The 18,893-nt window shown below is 29.0% G+C and carries 18 protein-coding genes; 16 read left to right on the forward strand and 2 right to left on the reverse strand.

Going from position 1 to position 18,893, the window contains the following annotated elements; translation table 11 throughout:
• Nucleotides 1-134 precede the first annotated feature (134 nt).
• The 4 genes from H8923_RS09560 (at nt 135) to htrA (ending at nt 6,377) form a co-directional block, all read left to right on the forward strand.
• Entirely contained in the window at nt 135-1,727 is a 1,593-nt protein-coding gene (locus H8923_RS09560; RefSeq protein WP_153972254.1) for an NAD(P)/FAD-dependent oxidoreductase, read from the forward strand.
• Nucleotides 1,728-1,904: 177 nt separating this feature from the next.
• Entirely contained in the window at nt 1,905-3,533 is a 1,629-nt protein-coding gene (locus H8923_RS09565) for a Na/Pi cotransporter family protein (protein WP_187127906.1), read from the forward strand.
• A 235-nt stretch (nt 3,534-3,768) separates the two neighbouring features.
• Complete coding sequence (locus tag H8923_RS09570) at nt 3,769-5,121, forward strand: glucose-6-phosphate isomerase (protein ID WP_153972253.1); 1,353 nt, start codon at nt 3,769-3,771, stop codon at nt 5,119-5,121.
• A 170-nt stretch (nt 5,122-5,291) separates the two neighbouring features.
• Nucleotides 5,292-6,377 (forward strand): serine protease HtrA, encoded by a 1,086-nt coding sequence (gene htrA / locus H8923_RS09575; protein ID WP_317982870.1) that lies wholly within the window; start codon nt 5,292-5,294, stop codon nt 6,375-6,377.
• Nucleotides 6,378-6,446: 69 nt separating this feature from the next.
• On the opposite strand, the gene feoB is transcribed toward htrA, so the two are convergent.
• Together feoB and H8923_RS09585 are read right to left on the reverse strand one after the other, a co-directional pair.
• Nucleotides 6,447-8,405, reverse strand: a complete 1,959-nt coding sequence (gene feoB, locus H8923_RS09580) for a ferrous iron transport protein B (RefSeq protein WP_153972251.1) — start codon at nt 8,403-8,405, stop codon at nt 6,447-6,449.
• Nucleotides 8,406-8,420: 15 nt separating this feature from the next.
• Nucleotides 8,421-8,639 carry a FeoA family protein gene (locus H8923_RS09585; protein WP_147539679.1) on the reverse strand — a complete coding sequence of 73 codons (219 nt, stop codon included), beginning with the start codon at nt 8,637-8,639 and terminating at the stop codon, nt 8,421-8,423.
• Nucleotides 8,640-8,848: 209 nt separating this feature from the next.
• Here H8923_RS09585 and H8923_RS09590 point away from each other — a divergent pair, with 209 nt between their 5' ends.
• The 12 genes from H8923_RS09590 to phoU all read left to right on the forward strand — a co-directional run bounded on the left by H8923_RS09590 (nt 8,849) and on the right by phoU (nt 18,705).
• Entirely contained in the window at nt 8,849-9,355 is a 507-nt protein-coding gene (locus tag H8923_RS09590; RefSeq protein ID WP_153972250.1) for a Gx transporter family protein, read from the forward strand.
• Between the two features lie 63 nt (nt 9,356-9,418).
• On the forward strand, nt 9,419-9,580 hold the full coding sequence (locus tag H8923_RS09595; RefSeq protein WP_147539561.1) for an aspartyl-phosphate phosphatase Spo0E family protein: 162 nt from the start codon (nt 9,419-9,421) through the stop codon (nt 9,578-9,580).
• 131 nt (nt 9,581-9,711) lie between these two features.
• The gene (locus H8923_RS09600) at nt 9,712-10,554 is read left to right on the forward strand and encodes a mechanosensitive ion channel family protein (RefSeq protein WP_172976740.1); all 843 of its coding nucleotides are present in this window, start codon (nt 9,712-9,714) and stop codon (nt 10,552-10,554) included.
• 70 nt (nt 10,555-10,624) lie between these two features.
• Nucleotides 10,625-11,248, forward strand: a complete 624-nt coding sequence (locus H8923_RS09605) for an MgtC/SapB family protein (protein ID WP_153972248.1) — start codon at nt 10,625-10,627, stop codon at nt 11,246-11,248.
• A gap of 27 nt (nt 11,249-11,275) precedes the next feature.
• Entirely contained in the window at nt 11,276-13,060 is a 1,785-nt protein-coding gene (gene pepF, locus H8923_RS09610) for an oligoendopeptidase F (RefSeq protein ID WP_153972247.1), read from the forward strand.
• A gap of 72 nt (nt 13,061-13,132) precedes the next feature.
• Nucleotides 13,133-13,672, forward strand: coding sequence for a chromate transporter (locus tag H8923_RS09615; RefSeq protein ID WP_153972246.1), 540 nt, complete (start codon nt 13,133-13,135; stop codon nt 13,670-13,672).
• On the forward strand, nt 13,672-14,235 hold the full coding sequence (locus H8923_RS09620) for a chromate transporter (RefSeq protein ID WP_153972245.1): 564 nt from the start codon (nt 13,672-13,674) through the stop codon (nt 14,233-14,235). The genes H8923_RS09615 and H8923_RS09620 overlap by 1 nt, the downstream gene beginning before the upstream one ends.
• Before the next feature lie 132 nt (nt 14,236-14,367).
• The gene (locus tag H8923_RS09625; RefSeq protein ID WP_153972244.1) at nt 14,368-15,204 is read left to right on the forward strand and encodes a phosphate ABC transporter substrate-binding protein; all 837 of its coding nucleotides are present in this window, start codon (nt 14,368-14,370) and stop codon (nt 15,202-15,204) included.
• Between the two features lie 234 nt (nt 15,205-15,438).
• On the forward strand, nt 15,439-16,356 hold the full coding sequence (gene pstC, locus H8923_RS09630; RefSeq protein ID WP_153972243.1) for a phosphate ABC transporter permease subunit PstC: 918 nt from the start codon (nt 15,439-15,441) through the stop codon (nt 16,354-16,356).
• Between the two features lies 1 nt (nt 16,357).
• Nucleotides 16,358-17,182, forward strand: a complete 825-nt coding sequence (gene pstA / locus H8923_RS09635; protein ID WP_153972242.1) for a phosphate ABC transporter permease PstA — start codon at nt 16,358-16,360, stop codon at nt 17,180-17,182.
• Nucleotides 17,183-17,251: 69 nt separating this feature from the next.
• On the forward strand, nt 17,252-18,016 hold the full coding sequence (gene pstB, locus H8923_RS09640) for a phosphate ABC transporter ATP-binding protein PstB (protein WP_153972241.1): 765 nt from the start codon (nt 17,252-17,254) through the stop codon (nt 18,014-18,016).
• A gap of 35 nt (nt 18,017-18,051) precedes the next feature.
• Complete coding sequence (gene phoU / locus H8923_RS09645; RefSeq protein ID WP_153972240.1) at nt 18,052-18,705, forward strand: phosphate signaling complex protein PhoU; 654 nt, start codon at nt 18,052-18,054, stop codon at nt 18,703-18,705.
• Nucleotides 18,706-18,893: the final 188 nt, after the last annotated feature.

Below are 18,893 nucleotides of genomic sequence, written 5' to 3' on the forward strand. Positions count from 1 at the left end.
AAATTAAAAAACATTTGTATTCGCAAATGATAAATAATTTTATATATAAGTCTTTTGCTAGTATACATAGTAAATTAATTTTGAGACATTCCCTTTTATGCTGTTGAGTAAGAATAATTTAAAGAGGTGAAAATATGTTAAGAGTATCGAATATAAAAATAAGTATAGATGAAGATCCATCTATAATAGAAAAACTTGTCATTAAGAAATTAAAATTTAAGTCTAATGATTTAGTTAAGTATTATATTTATAAAGAATCTATAGATGCTAGAAAAGGAAATATAAATTTTGTTTATACTGTAGACGTGCAAGTAAAAAATGAAGATAAAATATTAAATAAACATATAAAAGATGTAGTAAAGATAAAAGAATTAAAATATGAAGGTGTAGAATCAGGAACAGAGAAACTAGACAAAAGACCTGTGATTATAGGTAGTGGGCCGGCAGGGTTGTTTGCCGCATTAGTATTAGCTCAAAGGGGATATAAACCTTTATTATTAGAAAGAGGTTTAGATGTAGATAGAAGGAGTGAAGATATAGATTTATTCTGGAAAGAAAGAAGGTTTAAGAATAATTCTAATGTACAGTTTGGAGAAGGTGGAGCAGGAACTTTCTCTGATGGAAAATTAACAACAAGAATAAAGGATATTAGATGTAGAAAAGTTTTAGAGGAACTTGTAAACTTTGGTTCTCCAGAAGAAATATTATATTCTCATAAACCTCATGTTGGTACTGATATTTTAAAAGGGGTAGTTAAAAATATACGAAATGAAATAATTAGGCTTGGTGGAGAAGTTAGATTCGATTCCAAAGTAACTGATATATGTAGAGTTGATAATGGCATAAAATCTATAACTATAAATGACAATGAAGTTATAGATACCAATATAGTTGTCCTTGCTATAGGGCATAGTGCTAGGGATACTTATGAAATGCTATATGAAAGAGGTGTTCATATAATTCAAAAACCTTTCGCAATAGGAGCAAGAATAGAACACCCTCAAGAGTTAATAAATAAATCTCAGTATAAGGATTTCCATAACCACCCAAGATTAGGTGCAGCAGATTATAGATTAATAGAACATACTTCAAACGGAAGAACTGCATATACTTTCTGTATGTGTCCAGGTGGTAGTGTCATAGCATCGGCATCAAATGAAGGACAAGTTGTCACTAATGGTATGAGTGAACATGCTAGAGATAAAGAAAATGCAAATAGTGCATTTTTAGTAAATGTAGTGCCAGGTGACTTTGGAAGTGACCACCCATTAGCGGGAATGTACTTCCAAGAAAAATATGAAAGGTTAGCATATGAATTAGGTGGTCAAAATTACAATGCTCCAGTTCAGTTAGTTGGAGATTTTTTAAATGATAGGATATCTACTAAAATAGGAAGTGTTAAGCCTTCTTATGAGCCAGGATATACTTTTGTGGATCTAAGAGAATGTTTGCCACAATTTGTGACGGAAACAATGAAGGAAGCATTATCTGGTTTTGATAGAAAAATAAAAGGATTTGCAATGGACGATGCAGTTTTAACTGCTGTGGAAACAAGATCTTCAGCACCTATAAGGATAGTAAGGGATGATGAAACATTGGAGTCTATAAATACTAGAAATCTATATCCTTGTGGAGAAGGTGCAGGTTATGCAGGAGGGATAGTTACTGCTGCTGTAGATGGTATTAAATGCGCTGAAAAAATAATTGGTAAATATTCAAATAAGTAAAAAGTTAAGGAGAATTATATAAGTATAATAAAATATTTAACAAAAATTGAACAAAAACTTAATACAAATTTAATATTTAACATATATTTAACACTAATGTCTTATTCTATTTGATAAAATACAATAGGACATTAGTTTTTAGACAATTATAATTATCCTTAAGGAGGAAGCAAAAAAGTGGAGATAGCAATAAGTCTTATGGGTGGTCTAGGGCTATTCCTATATGGAATGAATCTTATGGGAGAAGCACTAGAAAAATCAGCAGGAACTAGACTGAAGAAGATCATAGAGTTACTTACAAGTAATATCATAATGGGTGTCTTAGTAGGAGCTTTAGTTACAGCAGTTATACAAAGTTCTAGCGCTACAACAGTTATGGTAGTTGGTTTCGTAAATGCAGGTATAATGACATTGCCTCAAGCTGCAGGAGTCATAATGGGTGCTAACATTGGAACAACAATAACTGCTCAGTTAGTATCTTTTGATTTAAATGGCCTTGCACCGGTAGCATTAGGAATAGGTATAATTCTTTACTTATTTAGTAGTAAACAAAAGGTAAAACATATAGCTGAAATACTAATAGGTTTTGGTATATTATTTACAGGTATGGATTTTATGAAACAAGCAGTACAACCTTTAGCAGAGTATAAAGGATTTACGGACTTATTATTAACATTTGGTACATATCCATTACTAGGTCTTTTATTAGGATTTGGTATAACAGCAATAGTTCAAAGTTCAAGTGCATCAATGGGTATGTTAGTTGCATTATCATCACAAGGTTTAATACCTTTAGCTTCAGCACTTCCTATATTATATGGGCAAAATATAGGTACTTGTGTGACATCTTTAATATCAAGTATAGGTGCTAATAAGAATGCAAGAAGAGCTGCCATGATACATTTGATATTTAATGTACTTGGAACAGTAGTATTTTTAATATTCTTAAATAAGCCAATAGTAAAGATGGTAACAGCAGCTGATCCAGGGAATGTTGCAAGACAAATAGCTAATACACACACGTTATTTAATATAATATCAGTTATATTAATGATACCATTAAATAAATTTATAATAAAACTAGCAGTTACATTAGTTCCAGATAAGTCTAGTGATGTAGAAGAAGATGATGATAAGATAGTTAAATATATAGATGAAAGAATGATAGAAACACCTTCGATTGCATTAGCTAATACAGTAAAAGAAGCCCTAAGAATGGGAGAGAAATCTAAAGAATCATTAAACTTAGCTATGGAATCAATTTTAGATGATAATAAAGATAATATAGATAAATCTTTAAAAATAGAGAAAGAAATTAACATATTACAAAAAACAATTTTAAATTATTTATTAAAACTATCAAAAGCACCTTTAAATGAAGATTCAAGAGAAGTTGTTGATGCTTTATTTAACACAGTTAATGATGTTGAAAGAATAGGTGACCATGCTGAAAATATAGCAGAATTATCAGAGGCAGCAATAAACTATGAAGTTGAATTCTCTACTCAAGGTAAGGATGAACTAAATGATATGTACAATAAAGTTATCTCAACATACACATATGCATTAGAATCTATGAGAACTAATGATGTTGATTTAGCTTGTAAAGTTATCAAAATGGAAGAACAAGTGGATATAATGGAAAAGTCGTGTAGACTTAACCATATGAGAAGATTAAATGAAAATTTATGTAGTATAGATAGTGGAGTAATTTATTTAGATATAATAACTAACCTAGAAAGAGTTTCTGATCATGCAGTAAATATTGCTCAACAGGTAATAGCTCAACAGGTAGGACATAATTAATAAAATTTTAATTTCTTTAAAAACAAAATGAAATAAGCCATGAGTATATAGTATTGTATTTTTACTACGTACTCTAGGTTTATTTCATTTTTATTTTAATGAAAGCAAATATTCATCATCGATAAAAATATATAACAGTACTAAAATTAACTTTCCATTTGGATTTTTTTAGTAAAAATCAGTATAGAGTTATGATATAATTTTGATAGACTATTTTAAAGAAAGAGGTAAGTTTATGGGAAAAGTAAAGTTTGACTATAGTAAAGCACTGAATTTTTTCAATGAAGAGGAAATTATGTCTATGCAACCTTATGTTGATGTAGCACATAAGATGATTCATGAAAAAACTGGATTAGGAAATGATTTTTTAGGTTGGGTAGAACTACCTAATGATTATGACAAAGAAGAGTTTGGAAGAATAAAAAATGCGGCTGAAAAAATAAAATCAGATTCAGATGTATTAATAGTAATTGGGATAGGTGGTTCTTATTTAGGGGCAAGAGCTGCTATTGAAATGTGTAGCCATTCTTTTAGAAATAATTTAAGTAAAGAAGATAGAAAAGCACCAGAAATATATTTCGTAGGACAAAATATAAGTTCTACATATATGATGGATTTATTAGATGTTATAAAAGATAAAGACGTATCAATAAATGTTATATCAAAGTCAGGGACTACTACTGAACCTGCAATAGCCTTTAGGGTGTTTAAAGACTTTTTAGAAAAGAAATATGGAAAAGAAGAAGCTAATAAAAGAATATATGCAACTACAGATTCTAAAAAAGGTGCTCTTAAGCAATTAGCGGATGAAGAAGGGTATGAAACATTTGTTATACCAGATGATGTTGGTGGAAGATTCTCTGTTTTAACACCAGTAGGATTATTACCAATAGCTGCATCTGGATTAGATATAGATGCAATGATGAAAGGTGCACAAGAAGCTTGTGAAGAGTTTAAAAGCACAGATCTAAAAGAAAATCAAAGTTATCAATATGCGGTAGTAAGAAATCTTTTACATAGAAAAGGAAAAGATATAGAACTATTAGTAAATTATGAACCACAATTACACTATGTAAGTGAATGGTGGAAGCAGTTATTCGGTGAAAGTGAAGGTAAAGATAATAAAGGCATATTCCCTGCATCAGTAGACTTCTCAACTGATTTACATTCTATGGGTCAATATATACAAGAAGGAAAGAGAATATTATTTGAAACAGTTATAACTGTTGAAAATGCAAAGAGAAATGTTACTATAGAAAAAGAAGATATAGATTTAGATGGGTTAAATTATTTAGCAGGAAAGACTATAGATTTTGTAAATGAAAAAGCATTCCAAGGAACTTTATTAGCTCATACAGATGGACAAGTTCCAAACTTATTAGTAAGCATGGAAAGACTAGATGAGCATAACTTTGGATATCTGGTTTATTTCTTTGAAAAAGCTTGCGCAGTAAGTGGGTATTTATTAGGTGTAAATCCTTTTAATCAACCAGGAGTTGAAGCATACAAAAGAAACATGTTTGCTTTATTAGGAAAACCAGGATTTGAAAAAGAAAGAGCAGAATTGGAAAAAAGACTTAATAATTAAGGTTTAATTAAGATTGAAATTATATAATGAAATCATCATAAGATAGAAGTAACTTCTTATGATGATTTCTTTTTTATTTGGTATATAAATTTGTATTAAAAATAAGAAAGTGCAAACAATAAAAAATAGAATATTTCTAAAGTTAATAATTAAAAACATGGAGGAGGGATATTATGTCGCGTAAAAGAGGCATAGGATTAGTAGTAATTGTAGCTATAATTAGTTCAGTTTTAAGTTCTTTATTAACAGTAGCGGTGGTAAAAAATAATATATTAAGTGGAACAGGGACAACAAACTCAAGTTCTGAAATAGTAGTAAATGAAAATGGTAAAAGTCAAAATATATATCATGCAGTAACGGAGAAAGCAATGCCTTCAGTAGTTGGTATAACGACTACCACAATAAGTACAAATAATAGATTTGCAATACCTACAGAATCAGAAGGGGTTGGGACAGGTGTTGTAGTAGATGCTAATGGATATATATTAACTAACTCACATGTTGTATCAGATGGAAAAGCTAATAAGGTAAATGTATTATTCAATGATGGTACAACGACAGAAGGTCAAGTTTATTGGTATGATGCTCAGTTAGATTTAGCTATAGTAAAAGTGGAAAAAACAGGTTTAACTCCTGCTGAGTTTGGAGATAGCGATAATGTTAGAACTGGAGATATATCTATAGCAATAGGTAACCCACTTGGTTTAGATTTACAAAGAAGTGTTACTCAAGGTATTATAAGTGGATTAGATAGAACAATAGAAACAGAACAAGGTACTATGACAGGTCTTCTTCAAACTGATGCTAGCATCAACTCTGGTAATAGTGGAGGACCTTTATTAAATCAAAATGGTCAAGTAATAGGTATAAACACAGCAAAAGCTTCTCAAGGAGAAGGTTTAGGATTTGCTATTCCTATAAATACAGCAAAACCTATAGTTGAATCTATAATAAAAACAGGAAAATTTGAAAAAGTAACTTTAGGTATAAAAGGTATAGATGCATCAACATATGAAGCTGCAACAAATCAAAAATTAGGTACAGATAATGGTGTATATGTGGCAGAAATTTTAGATAATACTGCAGCGAAGTCAGCAGGAATAAAGGTTGGAGATATAATAGTTAAAGTAGGGGATACTAGTTTAACAGGTATGTCAGATTTAACAAAAGCTTTATATACTTATTCAAAAGGAGATACAACAAAGATTGTTGTATATAGAAATGGAAAAGAAGTAACTTTGGATGTTAAATTTTAAATATAGAAATGAATAAAGGTGAAATTGAATTATCAATTTCACCTTTATTATTAACTTAATAAATTTTATTTAAACTGTTTTCTGTACAGATTGTTCTTTTATTTGTGTATCTTCCATTGAGTTACAATTAGAACTTGAAGGACAAGATGAACAACTAGAACAAGAACTACAACCACTAGATTTTTTTCTTAACATTTTATATAGTATAAATATAGCTAATAATACTATCACTGCACCTATTAATAATTCTACTAAAGATCCACTTGAAACAGATATAACTTCATTTCCTATGATACTTACTATAAAAGCAGCAACCCAAGCTAATGCAAACTGATATATTAGAGATATAAGCATCATTTTATTTCCATATTCTTTTCTCATAGTTGCAAGAGCTGCTATACAAGGTGTATAAAGAGCAGAGAATATTAAGAATGAGTAAGCACTAACTCCTGTGAATATTGTAGGTAAAACTATTTTTAAGTCACCGAAAAGTACTATCAGTGTATTAACAACTATTTCTTTAGCCCCTAAACCTGTAAGTATAGAAACAGAGATTCTCCAGTCTTTAAATCCTAAAGGTGCAAATATAGGAGCTATTATTTTACCTATTGAAGCTAAGAAACTATCGTTTATATTTTCAGTAAATCCAGAGAAGTTAAATGATGAAAGTGCCCATATAACAACAGACATAGCAAACATTACAGTAACAACTCTTATCAAAAATCCTTTTGATTTATTCCAAGTATTTTTCAGTAATCCATTTATAGTAGGAAGTTTGTATTCAGGCAACTCTAATATAAATGGTTCAACTTGTGTCTTATAAACTGTTTTATTTAAAACTAAAGCAACTAATATAGCTACCAATATACCTATTAAGTATAAAGACGTTGTAACTAAAGCCTCATTATCAGGGAAAAATATAGATACAAATAAGGCATATATTGGAAGTTTTGCACCACAAGTCATAAGAGGTGCTATTAAAGCTGTTATTTTTCTATCTTTTTCGCTTTCTAATGTTCTAGTTGCCATTATAGCAGGAGAAGAACATCCAAGACCCATTACCATTGGTATAAAGGCCTTACCTGATAAGCCAACTTTACTCATTACTTTATCCATTAAGAATGCTGTTCTAGACATATATCCGCTATCCTCAAATATAGATATCCCTAAGAATAAAGTAAATATAAGAGGGAAGAATGGTAATGTTCCACTTATTCCTCCTAAAATACCATCTATTATAAGAGATCTAAACCATTCACTTGAGTTAGCCAATAAAGTATCCATAGGAGCCATTACATAAGTTTCTATAAGTCCTCCTAGTCCTTCTTGAAGAGGTCCACCTACCCAATCAAATGTAAATTTGAATAAAAGGAATAATAAACCTAAAAACACAGGATAAGCGAGTATTGGATTTAATACTATATCATCTATTCTATCACTTATACTTTTCTTTTGTTCTGAAGTTGATTTACTACATCTAGAAAGTATAGTTTCTAGCTTTTTATAAGTTTCAACTTCACCACCAAAGTTATTATTATAAGCAGTTTCTTTTCCTACTGTATTCTTTATTGTGCTTTCTATAGCATCAAGATTATTTTTCTTTTTTGCAACTGTAGGAATTATAGTTACATTAAGTTCTTTGCTAAGTTTTTCTGTGTCTATATCTATACCCCTGGATTTTGCTACGTCCATCATATTTAATAAAACTATTATAGGTTTATTAAATTGCATAAGTTGAGTAGTTAAATATAAGTTTCTACTTAAGTTAGCTGCATCTACTACATTAACTATTATATCTACATCATCATTTTCTAAATATGATTTGGCCACTTTTTCTTCATTAGAAAAAGTATCCATTGCATATATACCAGGTAAATCAACTACTTTTATGTCTTTACCTAAAAATCCCTCTTTCTTTTCGATAGTAACTCCAGGCCAGTTTCCAACATATTGATTCGAACCTGTAAGTGAGTTGAATATAGTGGTTTTACCAACATTTGGATTACCGAGTAATGCTACATTAATCATAAATGATCACCTCTTCTATTTTAGTGAAATATTTTTTGCATCAGATTTTCTAAGTGCAAAATCAAATCCTCTAAACCTTATTATTATTGGGTCGCCAAATGGTGCAACCTTTTTTACTTCTATTTCTGTATTATCTATACAACCTAAAGCAAGTAGTCTTTTAACTAACTTGTCGTTACCGTTAATTTTATCAATTAGGCCTTTTTGACCAATTTTTAAATCGTAAACAGTCATTATTTATACCTCCTAATGAAATTCATTATCATTAAAATTGTACCAGTTGAGGCTTGAAAAGTCAAGAAATGTGGATAACGCATATATATAATTAAAATTATATATATAAATTATTTTTTTGTTAATTAAAAGAGTTTTTTAGTGTTTTTTGAATTATAATTAAAGTATAACTTAAAAAGAAAAGAAAATAATATTTGGGGATGAAAGATATGAAAACAAAAAGACTTACATTTTTAAGTCTAATGATAGGATATAGTTTAATATTATATATAGTAGAAACATATATTCCAAATCCATTGATAATATTATTCCCAGGAGCTAAGTTAGGATTAACTAATATTATAACTTTAATTTCTTTAATATTATTAGGGATAAAAGATACATTTATAATAGTTACAATTAGAGTTATACTATCATCTATATTTTCAGGACCATTATCTTATTTATTATTTAGCATAGGGGGTGCTTACTTAAGTTTATTATTGATGTATATTATTTCTAAGATTGATGGTTTTTCATTAATAGGAGTAAGTATAATAGGTGCGGTTGGTCATAATATAGGACAGTTAATAGTAGCTAGTATAATAGTTGAAAATACCTTGGCAATAGGATACCTTCCGTTTATGCTAACAGCATCTTTAGTTACAGGACTTTTTGTAGGAATAGTAGCAAAATATTGTATACCATTAACTGGTAAATTATGTAAAACGCATTGACAGAGAATATCAGGATTTGATAGAATGTACATAAAAATATAAATTAAAATAGTGGTGATTAATATGGCTAATAGCGAATTGGAAACACTAAAAACTGAAATAGAAGAATTAAGGCAAGAAATAAATACTTATATACAATATCCAGAAATATTTAAAGAAGAATTAATTGAAGCAAGTCAAAAAATAGATGTTTTAATTAACAAATATATATTTTTGAGTAAATAGTCCCACGAAAGTGGGTTTTTTTATATCTAAAATTATAAGTATTATTGTTAACATGTTAAGTATAATTAAAAATAAATAGCAAATATTAAATAATTAAGATAGAATTTTATTTAACATGAAGGATGATGAATATGTTTGTTACTAAGATTATAAATACTATTATTTTAGTTATAATTTCATACACACTACTTAAGCTTATACACTTCCTTTTGCGTCGATTGTTTGAATTTACAAGATTTGATGTAAGGTATGAAAATACCTTATATAGTGTTTTATCATCTGTATCTTATTATATAGTGTTTGTTATATGTATTATTCTAATTTTAAGAGAGTTTGGGATTGTAGATGCTACCAAGTTTGGATCATTAGTAACAGGAGCCAGTATAGTTGGACTAATAGCAGGTTTTGCATCTCAAAGCATTTTGAAAGATATATTTAATGGTTTTTTTATATTATTTGAAAAACAAATTCAAGTAGGCGATTTTGTTATCATTAATGAAGAGTTTAGAGGAACTGTAGAAGAAATTGGGATAAGGAGTACTAGCATAAGGGATTGGGATTTAAGAAGAATAACATTACCTAATGGAAATATAACTAGCATAAAAAATTATAGCAAAAATAAAATGAGAGCAGTTATCCATGTTAAAGTATCATACGAAGAAGATCCAATGAAGGTAATATCAGCATTAGAGGAAGTATGCCAAATAATGAATGATAAGTATAAAGAATACCTATATGATTCTAATGAGATGTCTAGGTCATTTAAGGTATATGGGATAACAGATATAGACAAAAGTTCAATAGGAGTTCAGTATACTATAACTGGAATAGTAAAATCTTATAAATATTTTTCTGCACTTAAAGAAGCTAAACTTCAAATTTTATTAGTATTTAAGAAAAATAATATTAAAATAGCTTATCCTAAACATATAAATATTATAAGTTATGAAAATCAAGATAAAGATATAGATTAATTATAATACACAGATCTATTAAAGATCGGGGGAGATTATTATAGGATTTAGTGAAATTATAATAAAATTATTGTTAGCATTATTTATTGGTGGATTAACAGGATTAGAAAGAGAAAAATCACACCAATTTGCAGGTTTTAGAACACATATATTAGTATCTGTAGGTTCTTGTATTACATCTATAACAGCGCTAAGTTTATTTAATCAATACCATGATTACGCTAATATAGACCCGGCAAGATTACCAGCACAGGTACTATCGGGAATAGGCTTTTTAGGTGCAGGTGCTATTTTAAAAACATCTAATGGGATCAAGGGATTAACAACAGCAGCAGGAATATGGGCGACTGCATGTATTGGAATAACAATAGGATATGGTCAGTACATATTAGGTGTATCTGCGTGGATTTTTGTCATGTCTACATTATACATTTTAAAAAGAATTGATAAAATTTTTTTTAAAAATAGAGAAACTATACTTAGTATAACTATAAATAATATTGAAGCATTACCAGAAGTTTATAATAAACTAGCAAAGTCTCAAATTATTATAAAAAATATGGATATGGAATCAGGCGGCAATAATATATGGAATATAAGATTTTTCGTAATATATGATAGAAGATTAATGTTAAGTGAATTTAGTAGTGAATTAAAGAAGATTAATTATGTAATGTTTATAGATTTTTTATAATAAAAATTATTTAAAGGAGAGATAAATATGGTTAAAGATAGAAATTCTATAGAATCTATATACAAATGGAATATAGATGAAATGTACAGTGGTAAGGAAGCTTTAGAAAAGGATATTAAAAGGGTAGAGGGTTTAATAAGACAAGTAAAAGAGTATAGAGGTAAGTTAGTTACCAATAAAGATTATTTATATCAAGCACTTAAAACATCTGAAGATGCATCAAGAATAGTACAAAACTTATATGTATATACTCACATGAAACAACATGAAGATACAAGAATAAATGAAAACCAAGCAATGGCAACTAAAATAGAAATGATTTCAACAGAGTTATCAATGGCAACATCATATATGGTACCAGAGATAATATCAATAGATGAAGAAAAGTTAAATGAATATTTAAATTCGAAGGAATTAAGTTTCTATAAAAAATATATTGAGGATATTTTAAGAGAAAAGCCACATACATTAAGTGAAAAAGAAGAGGAAATATTAGCAGCAGCATCAGATATATCAGGCGTAGCTGAAAATGTATATGACATGTTATCTTTTGCAGATTTAGAATTTCCTGAGATAGAAGATGAGGATGGAAATAAAGTTAAGTTAACTCATTCTAATTTTTCTGTATTCTTAAAGAGTAAAAGTAAAAAAGTAAGAAAATCTGCTTTTGAATCTTTATATTCTGTATATGATAAATATAAAAATACATTTGCATCAACTCTTTATGGTGGAATAAAATCAGAAATATTTTATTCTAAAATGAGAAAGCATAAATCTGCATTAGAAGGATCATTATTTAATGATGATGTAAGTGTGGATGTTTATAATAATCTTATATTAGCAATTGATGAAAACTTGGATTCGCTTAATAAATACGTAGAACTTAAGAAAAAGTTTCTTGGATTAGACACAATCCATATGTATGACTTATATGTACCGTTAACAGAAAAATTTGATATTAAGATTCCTTATGAAAAGGCTCAAGATATAATACTAAATGCTTTAAAGCCATTAGGAGAAGAATATTTAGATATAATAAGGAAAGCATTTAAAGAAGGTTGGATAGATGTTTATGAAAATGAAGGGAAACAAGGTGGAGCGTATTCTTGGGGTAGCTATGATTCACATCCTTATATCCTTATGAACTATCATGATGATTTAAATTCATTATTTACGTTAATACATGAATTAGGTCACTCAGTTCATAGTTATTATTCTAGAACTAGCCAAGAGTATTTATACTCAAGTTATAAAATATTCGTAGCAGAGGTAGCATCTACTTTAAATGAATTATTATTAATAAATTATTTATTGGAGAATTCACAATCAAAAGAAGAAACAATTTATTTATTAAATTATTATTTAGAACAATTTAGAACTACTGTGTATAGACAAACGATGTTTGCGGAGTTTGAAAAACTTACGCATGAAAGAGTAGAAAATAAAGAGCCATTAACAGCAAAAGAGTTTACAGATATATATTATAATTTAAACGAAAAATACTATGGAAAATCTTGTGATGTAGATAAACAGATTGGATTAGAGTGGGCTAGGATACCACATTTCTATTCAAACTTCTATGTATATAAGTATGCGACAGGATTCTCTGCTGCAAGTGCATTAAGTCAACAGATATTAACTGAAGGAGAGACTGCAGTCCAAAGATATATAGAATTTTTAAAAAGTGGAGGTTCAGACTATCCGCTTAATCAATTAAGAGCTGCCGGTGTAGATATGGAAAAGAAAGAATCCGTAGATCAAGCATTAAGTGTATTTAGTGGATTAGTTGATAAACTAGAAGAAGAATTATAAAGATATAGGGCTGTATCAATATTGATATATGCCCTGTTTTATATTTTATACATAAAGAAAGGGATAAATTTTATGAGTGAACTATTTGATTTGTTTAAAACCTTTTGTAGAATAGGTGGATTAACCTTTGGAGGAGGTTATGCTATGCTACCTATGTTGGAAAAAGAAGTAGTAGAAAATAGAAAGTGGGCTACAAGTGAGGAGTTATTAGACTATTATGCTGTTGGACAAACAACACCAGGAATCATAGCAGTAAATACGGCTACATTTATAGGATATAAAGTTAAGGGGATTATGGGTGCATTATTTGCAACTATGGGAGTTGTGTTTCCTTCTCTTGTAATAATTATGATTATAGCAACATCCTTACAAAGCTTTTCTAAATATGAAGTTGTACAAAATGCATTTTCTGGAATTAGAGTAGTGGTAGCAGTACTTATACTTAATGCGATTATGAAACTATGGAAAAATTCTGTTATTGATAAAGCAGGGATAGTTATTTTTGCCTTAACATTCATATGTGGAGCATTATTAAAAATTTCATCCATTTATATGGTTATTTCAGCAGCTATATTAGGACTAATAATTAAGTATAGGAGAAATAAAGACTAATGATTTATTTACAATTATTTTATGAATTTTTTAAAACAGGATTATTTGCAATAGGAGGAGGATTAGCAACATTACCTTTCTTATATGATATTGCAAGGAACTATCCTTGGTTTAGTGAATCGACACTTGCAGATATGCTAGCTATATCTCAATCAACACCAGGTCCTATAGGCATAAATATGGCAACCTATGCAGGTTTTGATGCAGGAGGAATAATAGGATCGCTTGTGGCAACTACAGCATTAGTAATGCCTTCTTTTATAATAATTATTATAATTGCTCATTTCTTAAATAAGTTTAGAGAAAGTAAGCAAGTTGAAGCTGTATTTTATGGTTTAAGACCTGCAGTTACAGGACTTATAGCGGTGGCATGGTTTGAAGTAATAAATATATCTATTTTAACCTTAAGTAAATTTATAGATACGAAGAATATAGTTAATATGTTTGACTATAAAGCGTTGATTTTATTTATAATAGTATTCTTTATGTCTAGAAATTCGAAAAAACACCCTGTTGTATTCTTATTAATAGGTGCAATTGTGGGAATTTTATTTAAATTATAGTATATTTACATAGTCTTAACAATATTTACTTCTATTTAACTAATTTATAATATTTAGTTAACAAAAGATTTGTATTATTGAAGTGTAAAGAAAAGCCAATAATACAAATTATAATATATCGGGGGTAATGAAATGTTTAAGAAAAGAGTATTAACATTATTATCAAGTACAATATTAGTTGCAGGACTAGCTGTAGGATGTGGATCTAATTCAGAAGTTGATGCTAACAGTGCTAAAGAAACAAAAGTAACAATATCAGGATCTACTTCAGTAGGGTCACCAATGGAAAAATTAGCAGAAGCCTTTGAAGGTAAGAACTCAGGCATTAAAGTTGAAGTCCAACAATTAGGTTCTTCAGCAGGAATAAAAAATGCTATAGAAGGTGTATCTGAAATAGGAATGTCTTCAAGAGATTTAAAAGATGAGGAAAAAAGTTCAGGATTAAAAGAAACTATAATAGCAACTGATGGTATAGCTGTTATAACTAATAAAGCAAATAAGGTTACCGATTTAACTTTAGACCAAGTAAAAGATATATATACAGGAAAGATAACTAACTGGAAAGAAGTTGGTGGTGAGGATGCTCCAATAGTAGTTGTTTCAAGAGAAGACGGTTCAGGAACTAGAGATGGATTCCAAGAAAAGGTAGGATTTGAATCAGAAGAGTTAATCAAAGATGCTCAAATAAGTGATGGTTCAGGAAATATAAAATCTACTGTTGAAGGAAATGCAAATGCGATAGGTTACATATCATTTGGATATGTTGATGAAGCTGTAAATGCTGTAAAAGTTGATGGAGTAGAAATAAACCATGAAACTGTTGCAAATAATGAATATGTAATAGCAAGACCATTTATATTAGTAAATAAAGATGGTATCTCTGATAATGCACAAGCTTTAATTGACTTCATATTAAGCGATGAAGGACAAAGTATATTAGAAGAAAAAGGGTTCATAAGAGTAAAATAATATAGATTTCCACTAAATTAAAAAAGAGCTATTTTAAGAAATGCTGATTCTTAAAATAGCTCTTTTTTATGTAATGTAAAATACGCGTTAAAACTATGTAATATTTTTACCTTTAATTAACCTGGATATAATTTGGATTTAACTTTTCTACTATATTATTAAATTAAAGAAAAGCATTTTGAATATAAACATAAGAAATTTATTTTAAATAGTGAAAAAGTGGGAGGTTGTTTTATGTCAGTTGAATCTCAAGCTGTAGGCATAAAGAAAAAATACAAAAATAGAAACAATAAAGGTAAATATATAGCTGAAAGTGTAGCAAAGAATATATTTTTTATGAGTGCATTAGTTGCAGTAGTAAGTTTATTACTAATAATAGGATTTGTATTTTATAAGGGGTTAATACCATTCATATCTAAAGGATACTCATTTACAGCTTTTTTAACAGGAGTTGATTGGTTACCTTCATCAGATAAATTTGGAATATTACCAATGATTATAGCTTCATTAATAGCTACAGTTGGATCGTTAATTATAGGAGTACCAGTAGGAATTTTAACTTCAGTATTTATAGCAGAAATAGCTCCTAAAAAAGTGGCTAAGTTAATGTCACCAGCTGTAGAACTTTTAGCAGGTATACCATCAGTATTATATGGGATATTTGGTTTAGCATTTATAGTACCAGCAATACAAGATACATTTAATCTACCTAAGGGTCAGAGTTTATTAGCAGTAATAATAGTTTTATCAATAATGATGTTACCAACAATAATATCTGTATCAGAAACGGCAATAAGAGCAGTGCCTAGAGCGTATAAAGAAGGTTCATTAGCATTAGGTGCTTCAAAAATAGAAACAATATTTAAAGTTGTTTTACCAGCTGCAAAGTCAGGAATACTAGCAGCAGTAGTATTAGGAATTGGTAGAGCATTAGGTGAAACAATGGCAGTAATATTAGTAGCAGGTAATTCACCTATGATACCAAGTTCTTTAATGGATAGTGTAAGACCACTTACAACAAATATAGCTCTTGAAATGGGATATGCATTTGGAACTCATCAAGAAATGCTATTTGCAACAGGAGTAGTATTATTCTCATTCATATTAATTTTAAATCTAATACTAAATAAATTATCTAAGGGGGTAGATTAAGATGAGAAAATTTAAAGAAAACATACTAAAGTTTTTAATCTATCTATCAGCAATATTTACAGTAGGAACACTAGCAATAATAGTAGGGTATATATTTACGAAGGGAGTTGGAAAGCTTAATTTACATTTTTTAATAAGTGATTATTCATCTTCGGGAGATGGTGGTATATTACCTATGATAGTTAGTACGGTATATATGGTAGGCGTTTCTATAGCAATAGCAACACCAATAGGAATATTAGCAGCAATATATATGCAAGAATATGCAAAACAAGGTAAATTAGTAAAAGCAATAAGATTTGCAACAGAAAGTTTAGCAGGAATACCATCTATAATATATGGGTTATTCGGAGGTATTTTCTTTGTTACAGTATTAAAGTTAAGTTTCTCCATTTTATCAGGAGCACTAACAGTTGCAATAATAATATTACCTTTAATAATTAGAACTACAGAAGAAGCTTTAAAAACTGTACCAAGATCATATAGAGAAGCATCATTAGCTCTTGGATCAACAAAGTTCCAAACGCTTTATAAAGTAGTGCTTCCAAGTGCAGTACCAGGAATATTATCAGGAATAATATTATCAGTAGGTCGTGTTATTGGAGAATCAGCAGCAATATTTTTAACAGCGGGGACTGTTGCTCAAATGCCTTCGGGGATATTTGATAGTGCAAGAACATTAACTGTTCATGCATATCTTTTAACTAAGGAGTCTGGAGATATTCAAACAGCTGCAGCTTTAGGTATAGTATTAATATTTATAGTATTAACTTTAAATACAATAGCAAAAACAATAGCAAAGAAATTAAACAAAGCGAACTACTAAAATTTATATAAATTAAATATTAACTCATTAAAATTGGTAATTTAAATAATATGTCTAAGAGGTGAAGATATGAGTATAATTAATTCAACAAAATTAAACGTAAAAGATTTAGAATTATTTTACGGAGACAATAAAGCATTAAAAGGTATAAATATGAATATAAAGTCTAATAGAGTAACAGCTCTTATAGGACCTTCTGGATGTGGAAAATCAACATTTCTAAGAACGCTAAATAGAATGAATGATTTGATAGATAATGTAACAATAAAAGGTTTAGTAGAAGTAGATGGCGAAGATATATATAAATCTGATGATGTTATAAAATTAAGAACTAAGGTAGGTATGGTATTTCAAAAGCCAAATCCATTCCCTATGAGTATATATGATAACGTAGCATATGGTCCCAGAACTCATGGGATAAAAGATAAAAAAGAACTAGACAAAATAGTAGAAGAAAGTTTAAAAGGAGCTGCAATTTGGGATGAAGTTAAGGACAGACTTAAGTCTTCAGCGCTAGGATTATCAGGGGGGCAACAGCAACGTATATGTATAGCAAGAGCTATAGCTATGAAACCTGAAGTTATACTTATGGATGAACCAACATCAGCATTAGATCCAATATCTACATTAAAGGTAGAAGAGCTTATTGAAAATTTAAAAAAACAATATACAATTATAATTGTAACGCATAATATGCAACAAGCAGCTCGTATTTCTGATGACACAGGATTTTTCCTAAATGGGGAATTGGTAGAGTTCAATGAAACGAAGACTATCTTTACTAATCCATTTGATAAACGTACAGAGGACTATATTACTGGAAGATTTGGATAAAATAAGGGGTTAAAAATTTATAAAGGAGAGCGAGTATGATTGTGACAAAATTAGAATTTAATATAAATACTCTTAAAGAATATGCAGTTAGAATGGTTGAAAAGTGTGAGGAAGCTGTTTCTTTATCGGTTAATAGCTTAGTAACTAAGGATTTAGATTGTGCGAAAAAAGTTATAAAACTAGATGAAGATATAGATACACTAAGAGAATATATAAGAGATAGAACTATAGAGTTAATGGTATTAAAGCAACCAATGGCTAGAGACTTAAGAGAAATATATGCTTTAAGCAATATAGCTATAGAGTTAGAAAGAATAGGAGATTATGCTGAAAATATAGCTGAAGAAACATTAGCTATAGGTAATGAAGAGCATATAGTAAATTTAGATTCAATCTTAAAAATGTCTAATGTATGCTTAAGCATGCTTAGCGATATTAAAAAATCTCTAATTGAGTGTGATGAAAAGTTAGCTTATGATATTGCTATGAGGGATGATATCATAGACAAAATATATGAAGAATCAAGGGGGCACTATATAAGCAAAATGTGCAAAAACCCTAATAATGTAGATCAAGGTACTAGACTTTTATTTGTAGGAAGATATCTTGAAAGAATCGGAGATCATATAACAAACATATGTGAAAAAATTATATATGTTGCAAATGGAAAAATGATAGAAATTCAGTAAGTGTGATGATGAAAGCTCGGGCTGAAATATAAAAATACTAGGCAAGCAGCTGAGAAAATGTTGCAAATGTCTGGTATTTTTATATTTAGACTTATATTTTTTATTATCAAACTAACTAAATTATTCTAGGTTAACGATAAAAAATTAAAAATTTAAGTTAAAATAAGAAATGAAGTAAAGTAAAAAGG

It is taken from the genome of Romboutsia faecis, from assembly GCF_014323405.1.
GTDB lineage: Bacteria > Bacillota > Clostridia > Peptostreptococcales > Peptostreptococcaceae > Romboutsia_E > Romboutsia_E faecis.

Excerpts from the sequence above, each read along its gene's own strand:
- H8923_RS09615 (WP_153972246.1), top strand. The coding sequence starts at position 13,133 with ATGAGTGAACTATTTGATTTGTTTAAAACCTTTTGTAGAATAGGTGGA.
- H8923_RS09595 (WP_147539561.1), top strand. The coding sequence starts at position 9,419 with ATGGCTAATAGCGAATTGGAAACACTAAAAACTGAAATAGAAGAATTA.
- pstA (WP_153972242.1), top strand. The coding sequence starts at position 16,358 with ATGAGAAAATTTAAAGAAAACATACTAAAGTTTTTAATCTATCTATCA.
- H8923_RS09585 (WP_147539679.1), bottom strand. The coding sequence starts at position 8,639 with ATGACTGTTTACGATTTAAAAATTGGTCAAAAAGGCCTAATTGATAAA.
- H8923_RS09625 (WP_153972244.1), top strand. The coding sequence starts at position 14,368 with ATGTTTAAGAAAAGAGTATTAACATTATTATCAAGTACAATATTAGTT.
- H8923_RS09620 (WP_153972245.1), top strand. The coding sequence starts at position 13,672 with ATGATTTATTTACAATTATTTTATGAATTTTTTAAAACAGGATTATTT.
- H8923_RS09570 (WP_153972253.1), top strand. The coding sequence starts at position 3,769 with ATGGGAAAAGTAAAGTTTGACTATAGTAAAGCACTGAATTTTTTCAAT.
- pstC (WP_153972243.1), top strand. The coding sequence starts at position 15,439 with ATGTCAGTTGAATCTCAAGCTGTAGGCATAAAGAAAAAATACAAAAAT.
- H8923_RS09590 (WP_153972250.1), top strand. The coding sequence starts at position 8,849 with ATGAAAACAAAAAGACTTACATTTTTAAGTCTAATGATAGGATATAGT.
- pstB (WP_153972241.1), top strand. The coding sequence starts at position 17,252 with ATGAGTATAATTAATTCAACAAAATTAAACGTAAAAGATTTAGAATTA.
- H8923_RS09600 (WP_172976740.1), top strand. The coding sequence starts at position 9,712 with ATGTTTGTTACTAAGATTATAAATACTATTATTTTAGTTATAATTTCA.
- feoB (WP_153972251.1), bottom strand. The coding sequence starts at position 8,405 with ATGATTAATGTAGCATTACTCGGTAATCCAAATGTTGGTAAAACCACT.
- phoU (WP_153972240.1), top strand. The coding sequence starts at position 18,052 with ATGATTGTGACAAAATTAGAATTTAATATAAATACTCTTAAAGAATAT.
- pepF (WP_153972247.1), top strand. The coding sequence starts at position 11,276 with ATGGTTAAAGATAGAAATTCTATAGAATCTATATACAAATGGAATATA.
- H8923_RS09560 (WP_153972254.1), top strand. The coding sequence starts at position 135 with ATGTTAAGAGTATCGAATATAAAAATAAGTATAGATGAAGATCCATCT.